We start from the raw sequence: 14,685 nt of genomic DNA on the forward strand, positions 1-14,685 counted from the left end.
CGAGGCCGGCATTGGGCAGGATGGTGGGATCGACCACCGTCTTGACGGCGTAATAGACGGTCGCGAGCAGCGCGGTGCCCGGCCGCGCCCCTGCCGCGGCAGATCCGTCCGGTCCGCCGATCGCCGCTTGACCCCGGGCGTCCGCGGCGGCAAGGCTCTCGCGGCGGACACGCGCAACGCGGCCGCGTGGAACGGCAACACGACACGGGGAGGAGCGAGATGGCGAGGATCAGCCGCCGTGCGGCGATGGCGGGGACGGCGGCGGCAGGCGTGGCGGCCCTCGCCCGTCCGGCCGTCGCGCAGCGCGCCGTCGACTTCTCGGGCAGGACGATCGAGTGGGTGATCCCCTTCGCCGAGGGCGGTGGCAGCGATGTCTGGGCGCGGTTCTTCGCCCCCTACCTCGCCAAGTACCTGCCGGGCCGGCCCAACGTGATCATCCGCAACGTGCCGGGCGGCGGCTCGATCACGGGCACCAACGAGTTCTACCTGCGCGCCAAGCCCGACGGGCTGAGCTTCATCGGCACCTCGGGCTCGACGCAGTTCCCCTACCTCCTCGGCGATGCGCGGGTGCGCTACGACTACGCGCAGATGCCGCCCGTGCTGGTCTCGCCCACCGGCGGCGTCGCCTACCTGCCGGCGAGGTTCGGCATCAGGAACGCCGCCGAGCTCGGCAGGCTCAAGGACACCGAGCTCGTCTACGGCAGCCAGGGAGCGACCTCGCTCGACCTCGTGCCGATGCTCGCCTTCGAGGTGATGGGGCTGAAGGTGCGCCACGTCTTCGGCATGCGCGGCCGCGGCGAAGGACGGCTTGCCTTCGAGCGCGGCGAGGCGACGATCGACTACCAGACCTCCTCGGCCTACCTGACCCAGGTGACGCCGCTGGTCCAGGCGGGCACCGCCGTGCCGCTGTTCTCCTGGGGCGTGCTGGATGCGAACGGCAATGTCGCGCGCGATCCCACCTTTCCCGATCTGCCGCACTTCGTCGAAGCCTACGAGATGATGCATGGCCGGAAGCCCTCCGGCGTGGCCTTCGACGCCTATCTCGCCTTCTTCGGCGCGGGCTTCGCCGCGCAGAAGCCGGCGATGCTGCCGCGCGGCACGCCGCGCGAGATCGTCGCGGCGTATCGCAAGGCGTTCGCCGACGCGGTCGCGGATCCCGACCTGCAGGCGAGGAAGGGCGACGTCCTGGGCGACTACGAGCAGGCGGTGGGCGACCAGGTCGACACGCTCTACAGGGTCGCCACGACGATCGCGCCGGAGGCGCGCGCCTGGGTGCGCGACTACCTCGCGAAGAACCACAACGTCCGCTTCAACTGACGGCGCGCGGGCCGTGGCGACGACGGCCCGCCGGCCTGCCCGGGCGCGACGGGAGCACATGCCCCCATGACCACGGCGATGCTGGACGCCCTGGCTGCGCTGCTGACGGTCCAGCACTTCCTCTATCTGTTCGTCGGCGTCTGCCTCGGCCTCGTCGTGGGCGTCCTGCCCGGGCTCGGCGGCATCGCGGGGCTGTCGCTGCTGCTGCCGTTCATCTACGGCATGGACCAGACCTCCGCGCTCGCGCTGATGATCGGGCTGCTGGCGATCATCCCGACGGGCGATACCTTCACCTCGATCCTGATGGGCATTCCCGGCTCCTCGGCGAGCCAGGCGACGGTGCTGGACGGCTTCCCGCTCGCGCGGCGCGGCGAGGCGGCGCGCGCCCTCTCCGCGGCGTTCTTCGCCTCGCTGATCGGCGGGCTGTTCGGCGCGGCGGTGCTGACCGGGTTCGTGCTGGTCGCGCGGCCGATCCTGCTGCTGTTCAGCTCGGCCGAGCTCTTCATGCTGACGCTGTTCGGCCTGTCGATGGTCGGCGTCCTCTCCGGGGCCAACATGGTCAAGGGGATCGCCGCCTGCTGCCTCGGCCTCGCCTTCGGCATGATCGGCGCCGCCCCGGCGACCGGCGAGTACCGGATGGATTTCGACCTGCTGTACCTGATGGACGGCATCCCGCTGGTGATCGTCGGGCTCGGCATGTTCGCGCTGCCCGAGATGGTGGACCTGCTGCGCAGCGGCAACGCGATCGCTGACCGGGCCCCGCTCGGCCGCGGCTGGATCCAGGGCGTGCGCGATACGCTCGCCAACTGGTGGCTGGCGCTGCGCTGCTCGGGGATCGGCGCGCTGATCGGCGCGATCCCCGGGATCGGCGGCAGCGTGGTGGACTGGATCGCCTACGGCCACGTGATCCAGACCACCAAGGACCGCGAGCACTTCGGCAAGGGCGACATCCGCGGCGTGATCGCCCCCGAGAGCGCGAACAACGCGACCGCGGGCGGAGCACTGCTGCCGACACTGCTGTTCGGCATTCCCGGATCGGGCTCGATGGCGATCTTCCTCGCCGCGATGATCCTGCTCGGGCTGCAGCCGGGTCCGGCCATGGCGGAGCGCAATCTCGACATCACCTACACGATCGTCTGGTCGCTCGCGCTCTCCAACGTGATCGGCACCGCGCTCTGCATCCTGCTCGCGCCCGGGATCTCGCAGCTCACCGCGATCCGCTACCCGCTGATCGCCCCGTTCATGATGCTGGCGATCTCGTTCGCGGCCTTCCAGGCCACACGCAGCCTGAACGACCTGCTCGCGCTCCTCGGCATCGGCCTGGTCGGCGTGTTCCTGCGCCGCTTCGGCTGGTCGCGACCGGCCTTCCTGATCGGCTTCGTGCTGGCGAACGGCGCGGAGCGCTATCTCTACCAGGCGGTGCAGTTCGCCGGCTGGTCGTTCATCACCCGGCCGGTGGTGCTGGTGATCCTCGCGATCACCCTGCTGTCGGTCTGGGCGGGTCTGCGCGCGCGACCAGGCGGCGCGGCCACCGTGCACACCGAGGGCAGCGCCGAGGCGGCGCGGGCGAGGCATCTCGGGCCGCAGATCGCGTTCGCGCTGGTCACCCTGGCGGTGTTCGCCTTCACGCTGCAGCAGGGGCTGAAGAACTCGTTCCTGGCCCTGATCATGCCGGTCGCGGTCGCGGTCGTCGGTGGGCTTGCCACGCTCCTGCTGCTGTGGGCGCTGCTGCGCGGGCCGGAGGCGGCGGGGACGGCCAATTTCGACGGCGAGGCGAATGCGGCCGATTCCGGTCCGTGGCCGTTCCTCGGCTGGTTCGCCGCCTTCATCGGCCTGGTCGCGCTGATCGGCTTCTTCGCCGCGCTCCTGCTCTTCTTCGTCCTCTTCCTGCGGCTGGTCGCGCGCTCGTCCTGGGTGCAGATCGCGGTGCTGACGGCGGGTGCGGCGGCCTTCGTGCTGGTGCTCGCCGATGCCCTGAACCTCGTCTTTCCCGGCGGCCTGCTCCAGGATATCTACGATCTCCCCTGGCCGTTCCGCTGAGGCATCCATGGACGATCTGGTCGCGATCCCCTGCCTGTTCATGCGGGGCGGCACCTCGCGCGGGCCGTATTTCCGCCTCGCCGACCTGCCGGCCGATGTGCGCGCGCGCGACCGCGTGCTGCTCGCCGCGATGGGCTCGCCCGATCCGCGCCAGATCGACGGGCTGGGCGGCGCCGACACGCTGACCAGCAAGGTGGCGATGGTCTCGCCCTCGCAGCGCCCCGGCGTCGATGTGGACTACCTGTTCGCCCAGGTCTCGGTGGACAAGGCGCTGGTGGACACCAACCCCTCCTGCGGCAACATGCTCGCGGGTGTGGGTCCGTTCGCGATCGAGCGTGGCATGGTCAAGGCCGAGGACGGTGTCACGCGCGTGATGATCTACAACGTCAACACCGACAGCCGGATCGAGGCGCTGATCCAGACCCCGGGCGGCAAGGTGCGCTACACGGGCGATGTCGCGATCGACGGCGTGCCGGGCACGGCAGCACCGGTGCGGCTGAACTTCGCCGACATCGTCGGCTCGAAGACCGCGGGCCTGCTGCCGACCGGCAGGGCGCAGGAGACGATCGACGGCGTGCCGGCCACGCTGATCGACGTCGCCATGCCGATGGTCATCTTCCGCGCGGCGGATCTCGGCAAGACAGGCTACGAGACGCCGCAGGAGCTCGATGCCGATCGCGCCTTCTTCGCCCGGCTCGAGACGTTGCGGCGCGAGGCGGGACGGCGCATGGGTCTCGGCGACGTCGCCGACAAGGTGATCCCGAAGGCGGCGATTCTCGCGCCCCCGCGGCAGGGCGGCGCGATCACCTCGCGCTACTTCGTGCCCCACAAGACCCACGCCGCGCACGCGGTGACGGGCGCGATCTGCGTCGCCACCTGCGCGGTGATGGAGGGGTCGGTCGCGGACGGGCTCGCGCTGCGTCCGCCGGGCGACGACCGGCTCGTGGTGGTCGAGCATCCTTCCGGCGTGTTCGAGGTGGCGCTCGCCACGCGCGGCCGGGGGGCGGCGATGGACGTGGTCGGCGGCGGGGTGATCCGCACCGCGCGCAAGATCATGGACGGGCACGTGTTCGTGCCGGCGAAGGCGTTCACGGGATAGCGGTCAGAACGGCACCGCGACTCCCGTCCTCTCCGCCTCCGCCCGCAGGGCCGCGACCAGTTCCGGCCCGAGCGCGATGCCGTCGCGCAGGGTCTCGCGCATCCGCCGCGCCTCGCGCTCGCCCGGGATCAGGATCTCGTCCACCCCGGCGGCGCGCGGCTGGCGCTTCACCTCGCGGATCAGGTGGTCCATGCGCGCGCGGAAGGCCTCGATCGGCATCAGCCGCGCCGGATCGATCGCCAGCAGCAGATGCCCCGTGCCCTGCGGACGGTCGAAGTCCGTGTGCGGATTGCCGACCTGCCCGGCGAAGGCGGCGCCGGTCAGCACGCCGCCGAGGATGTCCATGAGGAACGACAGGCTCGCCCCCTTCACGCCGCCGAAGGCGAGCATCGAGCCGCCGGCGAGCACGGCATCCGGGTCGGTGGTCGGCCGGCCCTCGGCATCGAGCGCGAGCCCCTCGGGGATGCGCTCGCCGCGGCTCTTGGCGACGAAGACGTTGCCGCGCGCGAGCACCGTCATCGCCATGTCGAGCAGGAACGGCTCCTCCTCGCCGGCCGGCACGCCGTAGGCCATGGGCGAGGTGCCGAAGAACGGCGCCCGCCCGCCCCAGGGCGGCAGCGCGGGCGACGCGTTGGTCCAGACGATGCCGATCATCCCGGCGGCGATCGCCTGCATCGGGTAGCACGCCGCCATTCCGAAATGCGTGGATCGACGCACCGCCGCCATGCCGATCCCCGCTTCGCGCGCGATCGCGATCGCCTCGTCCATCGCCCGTGTCGCGACCACCATGCCGAAGCCGTTGCCGCCGTCGATCGCGGCGATCGCCGGGCCGACGCGCTCGACCACGATCGCCGGGTCGGGCTCGAACAGGCCGAGCCGCAGCCGTTTCAGGTAGGTCGCGACGCGAAACACGCCGTGCGTCGAGACGCCGCGCAGATCGGCCAGCACCAGGCACTCGGCGATGCGCGCGGCCGATGCCTCAGGCACGCCCTCGGCGGCGAACAGCGCGGCGGTGAAGCGGCGCAGGGTCTCGGCATTGACCCGGATCGTTCCGCTCATGCTCATGGCCTCCCGCACATGATCCGGCCGAGCCCGCTCGCCTCGTCGCGGACCAGGTCAAGGATGTCGAAGTGGTGCCGGCCGGGCACGACCAGCACGCCGGGATCGCCGCCGTGGCGGCGCAGGTGCTGTGCGTAGCGGAACGACTGGTCGATCCAGTGCCACGGCTCGCGCCCGCCGGCCACGATCCAGCACGGGCAGAGGATGCGCGGCGGGATGCGCTCGAAGTCGTGCCGCGCGGCGAGGTCGGGCGTGAGGCGGATCTCGGCGTTCACGCTGGTGCCGATCGCGGGTGCGGGGTCGAAGATGCCGCTGATCAGCACCGCACGGCTGACGATATCGGCGGGCAGCCCGCGCGCGGGCCAGTCCTCGGCGAGGGCAGCGGCGGTGAGATGCGCGCCGGCCGAGTGGCCCGACACGGTCAGTCGCGCCGGGTCGCCGCCGTACGGCGCGATGTGGCGATGCGTCCAGGCGACCGCGTCGCGCGCTGCGGACACGACCTCGTCCAGCGTGACCGCGGGGCAGAGCGGGTAGTTGGCGATCACCGCGAGGCTGCCGGACGCGACCAGCGCTTCGGCGACGAAGGCGAAGTTCGCCTTGTCCTGCGCGCGCCAGTAGCCGCCGTGGAAGAACAGATGCACGGGCGCGCTCGCCAGGCCGGGCACCGGGTAGATGTCGAGCGTGCAGAGCGGCGCTTCGGCATAGGCGACGTCGCGGATGGCCGTGAGCCGGGCAGCGGCGGCCGCGCTCCAGCCCTGATGCCGCGCCTGGCAGTCGGCGAAGTCCGCCACCGCCGCGCGCGGGTTGTACTGCGCCTCGTGCTCCTCCGCCGTGAGCCCGTGCCAGAGCCGTGAGGTGTCGGGCATCGCGTCTCCTTCAGCGCGGCAGGGTGACGATGGTCTCGAGGAACAGGCGGTAGGCGACGGCGCGCGGCTTCGTCGCATCCTCGGGCGAGGCCGGGCGGAAGGTCGGCCGGCCGGCGAGATCGGGATCGAGCACCATGCAGCGGAGGAACGCGCTGGCGGACGCGAGGTTGCGGCCGACCACGGGCTCGGCGCCGCTCTCGAACCAGGCCTCTCCGGGATCGATGCGGCGATGCGCATCGCCGATCTCGGCGAACAGCCGGCCCGCGAGCAGGCGGCGGATGCCGGGGCCGGCATGGCCGTGGCGCGGCGTGACGGCGCCGGCCGGGAAGTCGACGCGGTCGGCGCGCAGGAGGAGGGGGGCGTCCGGATCGCGCGGCAGCGTCACGCGCAGCACGGTGCGCCGCGGATCGGGCGGATCGAGCGCGCGCGCCGCCTCGTATCCCCAGACGACACCCGCGCCGGAGAGCCGCAGGGGACCGACGCACAGCACGGCCTCCTCGCGCGGCAGCGGCCTGCCGTCCCGGCCCTCGCCCGCGCTGACCTGCCCGCTGCGCAGGTAGAGCACGCGCGCCGCCGGCGGGAGCGTCAGCGTCGCCTCCGCCGCCAGCACATCCTCGGTCGCCGCGAAGGCGATCGTCATGCCTCAATCCCCCCCGAGCCGCTCACGCAGCGCCCGCCCGAGCACGGTGACGGCGACCGCCGACGCCAGCAGGAACACGCCCGGCCAGAGCGAGAGCCACCACGCGACCAGGATGAAGTTCTTGCCCTGCTCGAGCGTGGCCCCCCAGTCCGGCGTCGGCGGCGCCACACCGAGGCCGAGGAAGCCGAGGGCGGCCTGGATCTGCAGCGCGAGCGGGAACAGGATCACGTATTGCAGCACCACCAGCGGCAGCACGTTGGGCAGCACCTGGCGCAGCAGGATGTGCCACTCGGGGAAGCCGAGCGCGCGCGCGGCCTCCACGTAGGTGCGCGCGGCCTCGGCGAGCGCGCCCGAGCGGGCGATGCGGAAGAAGGTCGGCAGGTAGACGGCCGCGAGGGCCAGGACGAGATTGCCCGCCCCCTGGCCGAGCACTCCGGTGATCACGACACCGGCGATGATCGGCGGGAAGGTCAGGATCATGTCGGCGAGGCGCCCGGCGGCGAGATCGAACCAGCCGCCGGCATAGCCCGCGATGACGCCGCACCCGCCGCCGACCAGCGCCGAGAGCAGCAGCGACCCGGCGACCAGGCCGAGCGTGATCCGCGTGCCGTGGATGATGCGCGCGAACACGTCGCGCCCGACGTCGTCGGTGCCGAAGAGGTGCTGCGCGGACGGCGCGAGCAGCGCGCGCGAAGGATCGACATCGTAGGGCGACTGCACGGCGATCAGGCCCGGGGCGACGATCAGCACCGCAAACGCGGCGAGCAGACCGAGGCTGAGCGCGAGCCCGGGCGTGATGCGCGTGCCCGCGAGCGTGGCGGCGGCGATCACGGCCTGAGCCTCGGGTCGATCGCCGCGTAGAGCAGGTCGACCAGCAGGTTGATGCCGATCGCGATCAGCACCACGAACAGCAGCGCGCCCTGCACCACCGGATAGTCGCGTCCCTGCAACCCGGAGAGGATCAGGCGCCCGAGCCCCGGCAGCGAGAACAGCGACTCGATCACCACCACGCCGCCCAGGATCTGGACCAGGATCAGCCCCATGAAGGTGGTGAGCGGGATCAGCACGTTGCGCAGCGCGTGCTTGAAGTAGATCTCGTGCGGCGCAAGCCCCTTGGCGATCGCGGTGCGGATGTGCTCGCGGCGGAGCTCGGCCACCATCAATCCGCGCACGAACTGGCTGTAGGCGGCGGCCTGCAGGATCGCCAGGCTGATCACCGGCAGCAGCATGATCGCGAGGTTCTCGGCCGGATCGTCGGCGAAGTCGCGCCAGATGAAGGGGGGCGACCAGCCGAGGAAGGCCGAGGCGCCGACCAGCAGCATCAGCCCGACCCAGTAGACCGGAGCCGAGAGGCCGAGCAGGTTGAAGGTCTGGATCGCGGTGTCGATGCGCGTGCCCTCGCGGATGCCCGCCACCACGCCGAGCGGCACGCCGATCAGCGTCGCGACCGCAAGCGTCAGCGCCGCGAGCTGCGCCGTCACGCCGAACGCCTCGGCGATCATCGCGCTGACCGGCCGGCCCTGGTACCAGGACCGGCCGAGATCGCCCGCCAAGGTGCGGCCGAGCCAGTCGAGGAACTGCGCATGCGCCGGACGATCGAGGCCGAAGAACGCGCGCAGCGCCTCCTCCGCCGTCCGGTCGGTGCCGGACTGGCCGAGCATCTGCGCGACGATGTCGCCCGGCACCGCGCGCATCAGCAGGAACACCGCGAGTGCCGAGAGGAAGGCGGCCACGGCGGCCGAAGCGAGCCGCCGCGCGAGCATCACCGCCATGGCGCGGATCGCGTCAGGACGCGACCCAGGCCTTGGCGAGGCCGAAATACCAGCCCGTGCCGTGCTGGTGGTAGTTGCGCAGCCGCGCCGTGTTCACCGTCAGCAGGTCGGCCGAGAACAGCATGATGGTCGGCACCTCCTCGGCGAGCAGCATCTGGAACTCGGCATAGATGCGCCTGCGCTCGGCCGGGTCGGATACCTCCTGGCCGCGGTCGAGCAGCGCGCTCGCCTTCGCGTTGTTCCAGTTGCGGAAGTCGGCGCCCTGCGGGGCGGCGCGGAAGTGGCGATAGAACAGCAGGCTCGGGTCCGGCGTGGTGCCCCAGTCGTTGAAGGTGAAGCCCATCTCGCGGGCGCGGAAGTTGCGGATCCAGACGCCGAGCTCGATGCGCTTGATGTTGGCGCGGATGCCGACGCGCCGGAGCTGCTCGGCGATCGTCAGCGCCGCCGGGTCCATCCAGTCATAGCCGATGATCGTGGTCAGATCGATCTCGAACCCGTCCGGATGACCCGCCTCGGCGAGCAGGCGCCTTGCGCGATCGAGATCGACCTTCTGGTTGGGGAGTCGGTCGAGCGGCACGCCCCAGGCGTCCTGCATGCCGGCCACCATCGTGCCCAGCACCTGGCCGTAGCCTGCGATCGCCGCATCCATCACCGTCTTCTTGTCGATCGCGAGCGCGATCGCCTGGCGTACCCGCACGTCCTTCAACGGCCCGTAATTGCAGTCGAGGTCGAGCGAACGCTGGCCGAGCGAGGGCCAGCGCCTCACTTCCAGCCCGGCCGCGCGCTCGAGCGGCTGGGTGTCCTGCGGGCGCGAGAACACGGCAAGGTCGATCCGCCGCGCCTGCAGCGCCACCGCCATCGCCGCGCTGTTCGGCATCACCGCGAAGGTGATCTCGTCGAGATGGGGCTGGCCCGGCTGCCAGTACTCGGCGAAGCGCTCCAGCACGATCGCCGAGTTCGGCCGGAAGCTGCGCAGCTTGAAGGGCCCCGTGCCGACCGAGATCTCGTTCATCCGCGTCCCGGAGTTGGGATCGTCGAGGAACCCCGCCGGCACGACCGCGCCGTACTTGTTGGTCAGCGTCATCGGCAGGGCGGCGTTCGGTCGCGAGAGGCGGAACACCACGGTGGCCGGGTTCGGCGCCTCGATCGCGGCGATCGAGGAGAGGTCGCCCGCCCCGGGCGAGCCGTTCCTGGGGTCGCGCAGGAAGTCGTAGCTGTACTTCACGTCGGCCGAGCTCATGGTCTGGCCGGTGTGGAACCTCACCCCCTCGCGCAGCGGGAAGGTCCATGTCAGTCCGTCGGCCGAGACCTCGGCGCCGCGCGCGAGCAGCGGCCGCGCGACCCCCGACTGGTCCTCGAAGAACAGGCCCTGGTACATCAGCACCGAGACGCGGATGCGCGCATCCGCCGCCTGGCGGAACGGATCGAGCGCCGGCGGCTCGACCAGCGAGCCCACGGTGACGCGCCCGCTGCGCCGCGCCTGCGGGTCGGTCGGGCCGTAGAGCAGGTCGTCGCTGGCGGCCGCCGCGCGCGGCAGGCCGGCGAGCGCGAGGCCGGCGAGCAGCGCCTCGCGCCGGCCGATGACGAAGTCCCTCATGTCGTTCCTCCTCCGTTCGTTCCGTCCCGTGCCGCGTCGATCGCGGCGACGAACTCGATCTCCACCGGCACGTCGCGCGGCAGCTCCGCGACACCGACCGCGGAGCGCGCATGGCGTCCGCGCTCGCCGAAGATCTCGACCAGGAGCGCCGAGGCGGCATCGATCACCGCGGGCTGCGCGGTGAAGCCGGGCGCGGAGGCGACGAAGCCCACGACCTTGACGATGCGCCGGACCCGGTCGAGCGGCCCGATCGCCTCGGCGAGCACCGCAAGCCCGTTCAGGATGCAGTCGCGCGCGCAGGCCTGTGCGGTCGCCTGGTCGACCGCGCCGCCGACCTTGCCGGTGGCGCGCAGCGCCTCCCCCGCCCAGGGAAGCTGGCCGGACACCCAGGCAAGCCCGCCCTCGACGACGACCGGGACATAGGCGAAGGCCGGCGCGCGCGGCGGCGGCAGGGCAAGGCCGAGCTGGTGCAGGCGTTCGGCGATGCTCATGCGGTCCACCCTCGTGCGGGCCCCAGCGTCGCGCGGATCAGGCGGCGCCGCAACGGCCCCTCAGAGGGCCAGGTCGTCGCGGATGCAGGCCTTGGCATGGCCGGGCGTGACCGGGCGCAGCGCCGGCACCGCCTCGGCGCAGGCGGCGAGCGCGAAGGGGCAGCGGGTGCGGAACACGCAGCCCGAGGGGGGGTCGGCGGGGCTCGGGATCTCGCCGGCGAGCGGCGGCAGGCGATGCGCGCGTCCCGGCGCGGCGGAGAGCAGGGCGACGGTATAGGGATGGCGTGGCGCGGTGAAGATCGCCCGCACCGGGCCGACCTCCATCACCCGGCCGAGATAGAGCACCATCACGCGGTCGGCCATCGCCTCGACCACCGAGAGGTCGTGCGAGATGAACAGCATCGCGAGCCCGTGCTCGGCACGGAGCCGGCGCAGCAGCGTCAGGATGCCGGCCTGCACCGAGACGTCGAGGGCCGAGACCGGCTCGTCGGCGACCAGGAGCCTCGGCTCGACCGCGAGCGCGCGCGCGATCGCGATGCGCTGGCGCTGCCCGCCGGAGAAGCTCCGCGGCAGGCGCGGGTAGTCGTCGCCCGAGAGCCCGACATGCTCGAGCAGGCCGCGCGCCCGCGCCCTGCCGCCGTCACGTCCGGCGAGCCCGTGCAGACGCAGCACCTCGGCGATCGCCTCGCCCACGGGACGACGCGGATTGAGCGACGCATAGGGGTCCTGGAACACCATCTGCATGCGCCGGCGCAACGGGCGCAGCGCGGCGCGCGGCAGGGCCGTGATGTCCTGGCCCTCGAAGACGATGCGGCCCGCGGTCGGCTCGACCAGACGCAGCACCAGACGTGCGAGCGTCGACTTGCCCGAGCCGGACTCGCCGACCAGGCCCAGCACCTCGCCCGGCCCCACGGCCAGATCGACCTCCTCCACCGCGTGCACGACGCGGCGGGGCGCAAGCCCCCGGCGCGGCAGCGGGAAGCGCTTCACCAGCCCCTCGGCGGCGAGCAGCGGCGCGCTCACGCGACCTCCCCCGCGCGCAGGCAGCGCGCGGCACGGCCGGGCGCGACCGAGCCGAGCGGCACCGGGGCGACACGGCACTCGGGCAGCGCCATCGCGCAGCGTTCGGCGAAGCGGCAGCCGGACGGGAGGGCGCCGGGGCGCGGCGGCGCGCCCGGAATGGCACTGAGGCGGATCGTGTCGGCGCCGTCCGCGGCGTAGTCGCGCGCGGGCCGGCAGGCGAGCAGCGCGCGCGTGTAGGGATGGCACGGTGCGGCCAGCACCGCGGCGGCCGGCCCGCTCTCCACCACCTGGCCGGCGTACATGACGACGACGCGGTCGGCGATCTCGCCCACGAGCTCGAGGTCGTGCGTGATGAACATCAGCCCCATGCCGCGCGCGCCCTGGATGTCCTTCAGCAGGCGGACGATCTGCGCCTGGATCGTCACGTCGAGGGCGGTGGTCGGCTCGTCCGCGATCAGCAGGCGCGGATCGCAGGCGATCGCCATCGCGATCATCGCGCGCTGGCGCATCCCCCCCGAGAGCTGGTGCGGATAGGCCCTGAGCCGGGCTTCCGGCTCGGCGATGCCGACCCGGCCGAGCAGGCGCGCGGCCTCGGCGAACGCCTCCCTCCTGCCCAGCCCGCGATGGCGGCGCAGCACCTCGGCGATCTGTGCGCCGATCGGGAACACCGGGTTCAGGCTGGTCGAGGGGTCCTGGAACACGATCGCGATCTCGCCGCCGCGGATCGCGCGCATCGCTGTCTCGTCGAGGCGCAGCAGATCGACCACGCCGCCCTCGCGCGCGAAGCGCACCGCGCCCTCGGTCGCCACCCGGTCGGCGCGACCGAACAGCCGCAGCACGCTGAGCGCGGTCACCGACTTGCCGGAGCCGCTCTCGCCGACCACGGCCACGGTCTCGCCTGGTGCGACGGACAGGCTGACGCCGTCCACCGCCTGCACGGTGCCGTGGGCGGTGTGGAACGCGACGCGCAGGTCCTCGATCGCGAGCAGCGCGCCGGCCATCACAGGGTCAGTCGACGGTGAAGCGCTTCAGCGCCTCGGGATCGAGCGTCACGCCGAGGCCCGGTCCGGTCGGCACGTGCAGATGGCCGTTCTCGAACCGGAGCGGCTCGACGAACAGCCCGTCGCGCAGCGGGTTCGGCCCGACATCGTACTCGACGAGCGCGGGATACGGCACGTTCGCGCCATGCGGGTAGCTCGGCAGCGAGGCGACCCAGTGCACCGCGGCCGCGAGCCCGACCCCCGTGCCCCAGCAATGCGGCGAGACGCGCAGATGCTCGGCGCCGGCGAGGATGCCGATCGTGCGCGCGACATCCAGCCCGCCGCAGAGCGCGAGATCGGGCTGCAGGATCGCGGCGAGCCGGCCGTCGATCAGCCGGCGGAAGTCGAACAGCGTGTAGAGCGCCTCGCCGGTCGCGACCGCGATCGGCGCGCGGCGGGCGAGTTCGGCATAGCCGGCCCAGTCCTGCGGCGCGAGCGGCTCCTCGACCCAGTGCACCTCCGCGTCCGCGATGCGCCGCATGCTCTCGAGCGCGGCATCGAGCGTGTAGTTGCCGTTCACGTCCACCGTCAGCAGCGCGCGATCGCCGATGATCCGCCGCGCCAGCCGCGCGCGCGCGGCGTCCTCGTCGGGGCGCCGCCCGAGCTTGATCTTGAAGGCGGGGAATCCCGCGTCGGTGTGCGGTTCGAGCTGGCGGGCGAGAGCGGCGAGCTGGTCGTCCTCCTCGGTGAAGTAGCCGCCCGAGCAGTAGACCGGCACGCGGTCGCGCTGGCGGCCGCCGATCAGGTCGGCGACCGGCACGCCGAACAGCTTGCCGATCGCGTCGTGCGCGGCGATGTCGATGCCCGAGAGCGCCGCTACCATCTGGTTCTGCGTGCCGAGATGGTAGTGCCTGGCGAAGATGCCTTGCGCGACCGCGCGCACGCCGAACACCGATGCGCCGATGAGGGAGGGGCGGATCAGCTCGAGATAGGCGCGCGTGACCGTCGGCGGCCCCCAGGCCTCGCCGATTCCCTGCACGCCGGCGTCGGTCTCGAGCAGCACGATCCCGGCGCCGCGCACGCCCGTCAGCCCGCGCGCCATGCCGTAGGCCCTGCCGGCGCCGAGCTGGTGCTGGACCGCAACGATCCTGATGTCGGTGATGCGCGCCATGGCGTCCCTTCCGTGCGGGTGCGCGACGCTTGCAGCGGCTCCGCGGGGTGTCAAGGCGGCGCGCCCGGCATTGCCCGCCCGAACGATCGGCCCCATGATTCGCGCGGGAGGAGCGAGGAACCATGGCAGCGGACAGGGCCCGGCGCGCACGTTCCGGCCCGCGGGGTGCACCGCTCGACGCCGCGGCGCTGACGCAGGTGGGCGAGGCGATCGGGGACATGCCGCGCCGGGCCGATCTGCTGATCGAGGCGCTGCACGCGGTGCAGGACCGCTTCGGCTGCATCCGCCATGCGCATCTGCGCGCACTCGCGGAGCTGTTCCGGCTGCCCCATGTCGTGCCCTACGAGACGGCGACCTTCTATGCGCATTTCGACGTGCTGCCGGATGACGCGCCGGCGCCCCCCGCGCTGACGGTGCGCGTCTGCGACAGCCTGCCCTGCGCGATGGCCGGGTCGGCGGCACTGCACGATGCCCTGCGCGCGGCGCTGCCGGAGGCCCGCGTGATCGCCGCCCCCTGCATGGGGGCGTGCCATCGCGCGCCGGCCTGCGCGGCCGGGCATCGGCTGATCGAGGGTGCGAGCGTCGCGGCGGTCAGGCGCGCGATCGCGGCGCCGCCGCGGCGGCCCGAGC

14 protein-coding genes are annotated in these 14,685 nt (G+C 72.6%); 4 read left to right on the forward strand and 10 right to left on the reverse strand.

Features of this window, described 5'->3' with window-relative positions; translation table 11 throughout:
- Nucleotides 1–219 precede the first annotated feature (219 nt).
- The 3 genes from FK498_RS12220 to FK498_RS12230 all read left to right on the forward strand — a co-directional run bounded on the left by FK498_RS12220 (nt 220) and on the right by FK498_RS12230 (nt 4,456).
- Nucleotides 220–1,317 (forward strand): tripartite tricarboxylate transporter substrate binding protein, encoded by a 1,098-nt coding sequence (locus FK498_RS12220; RefSeq protein ID WP_141854939.1) that lies wholly within the window; start codon nt 220–222, stop codon nt 1,315–1,317.
- A gap of 66 nt (nt 1,318–1,383) precedes the next feature.
- On the forward strand, nt 1,384–3,357 hold the full coding sequence (locus FK498_RS12225; RefSeq protein ID WP_141854941.1) for a tripartite tricarboxylate transporter permease: 1,974 nt from the start codon (nt 1,384–1,386) through the stop codon (nt 3,355–3,357).
- Between the two features lie 7 nt (nt 3,358–3,364).
- The gene (locus tag FK498_RS12230; protein ID WP_141854943.1) at nt 3,365–4,456 is read left to right on the forward strand and encodes a 4-oxalomesaconate tautomerase; all 1,092 of its coding nucleotides are present in this window, start codon (nt 3,365–3,367) and stop codon (nt 4,454–4,456) included.
- A gap of 3 nt (nt 4,457–4,459) precedes the next feature.
- Here FK498_RS12230 and FK498_RS12235 read toward each other — a convergent pair whose 3' ends face one another.
- The 10 genes from FK498_RS12235 to FK498_RS12280 are packed head-to-tail and all read right to left on the reverse strand — an operon-like array spanning nt 4,460 to nt 14,055.
- A complete protein-coding gene (locus FK498_RS12235) occupies nt 4,460–5,515 on the reverse strand; it encodes an Ldh family oxidoreductase (RefSeq protein ID WP_141854945.1) in 1,056 nt (351 codons plus the stop codon).
- Nucleotides 5,516–5,517: 2 nt separating this feature from the next.
- On the reverse strand, nt 5,518–6,381 hold the full coding sequence (locus tag FK498_RS12240) for an alpha/beta hydrolase (RefSeq protein ID WP_161988395.1): 864 nt from the start codon (nt 6,379–6,381) through the stop codon (nt 5,518–5,520).
- Between the two features lie 10 nt (nt 6,382–6,391).
- Nucleotides 6,392–7,021 carry a hypothetical protein gene (locus FK498_RS19305; RefSeq protein WP_161988396.1) on the reverse strand — a complete coding sequence of 210 codons (630 nt, stop codon included), beginning with the start codon at nt 7,019–7,021 and terminating at the stop codon, nt 6,392–6,394.
- Between the two features lie 3 nt (nt 7,022–7,024).
- On the reverse strand, nt 7,025–7,852 hold the full coding sequence (locus FK498_RS12250) for an ABC transporter permease (protein ID WP_141854949.1): 828 nt from the start codon (nt 7,850–7,852) through the stop codon (nt 7,025–7,027).
- On the reverse strand, nt 7,849–8,793 hold the full coding sequence (locus FK498_RS12255) for an ABC transporter permease (RefSeq protein ID WP_141854951.1): 945 nt from the start codon (nt 8,791–8,793) through the stop codon (nt 7,849–7,851). The genes FK498_RS12250 and FK498_RS12255 overlap by 4 nt, the downstream gene beginning before the upstream one ends.
- A gap of 13 nt (nt 8,794–8,806) precedes the next feature.
- Nucleotides 8,807–10,390 (reverse strand): ABC transporter substrate-binding protein, encoded by a 1,584-nt coding sequence (locus FK498_RS12260; RefSeq protein WP_141854953.1) that lies wholly within the window; start codon nt 10,388–10,390, stop codon nt 8,807–8,809.
- Nucleotides 10,387–10,881 carry a RidA family protein gene (locus FK498_RS12265; RefSeq protein ID WP_141854955.1) on the reverse strand — a complete coding sequence of 165 codons (495 nt, stop codon included), beginning with the start codon at nt 10,879–10,881 and terminating at the stop codon, nt 10,387–10,389. The genes FK498_RS12260 and FK498_RS12265 overlap by 4 nt, the downstream gene beginning before the upstream one ends.
- Before the next feature lie 60 nt (nt 10,882–10,941).
- On the reverse strand, nt 10,942–11,904 hold the full coding sequence (locus FK498_RS12270; protein ID WP_141854956.1) for an ABC transporter ATP-binding protein: 963 nt from the start codon (nt 11,902–11,904) through the stop codon (nt 10,942–10,944).
- Nucleotides 11,901–12,905, reverse strand: coding sequence for an ABC transporter ATP-binding protein (locus tag FK498_RS12275; protein WP_141854958.1), 1,005 nt, complete (start codon nt 12,903–12,905; stop codon nt 11,901–11,903). Before FK498_RS12275 ends, FK498_RS12270 begins: the two co-directional genes overlap by 4 nt.
- Before the next feature lie 7 nt (nt 12,906–12,912).
- On the reverse strand, nt 12,913–14,055 hold the full coding sequence (locus FK498_RS12280; RefSeq protein ID WP_161988397.1) for a mandelate racemase/muconate lactonizing enzyme family protein: 1,143 nt from the start codon (nt 14,053–14,055) through the stop codon (nt 12,913–12,915).
- 122 nt (nt 14,056–14,177) lie between these two features.
- On the opposite strand from FK498_RS12280, the gene FK498_RS12285 reads away from it, so the two are divergent.
- Nucleotides 14,178–14,685: NAD(P)H-dependent oxidoreductase subunit E (locus tag FK498_RS12285; RefSeq protein WP_202614835.1), on the forward strand; the 508-nt coding region annotated here is incomplete at its 3' end.

The sequence above is a fragment of the Elioraea sp. Yellowstone genome (assembly GCF_006704265.1).
Classification (GTDB): Bacteria; Pseudomonadota; Alphaproteobacteria; order Acetobacterales; family Acetobacteraceae; genus Elioraea.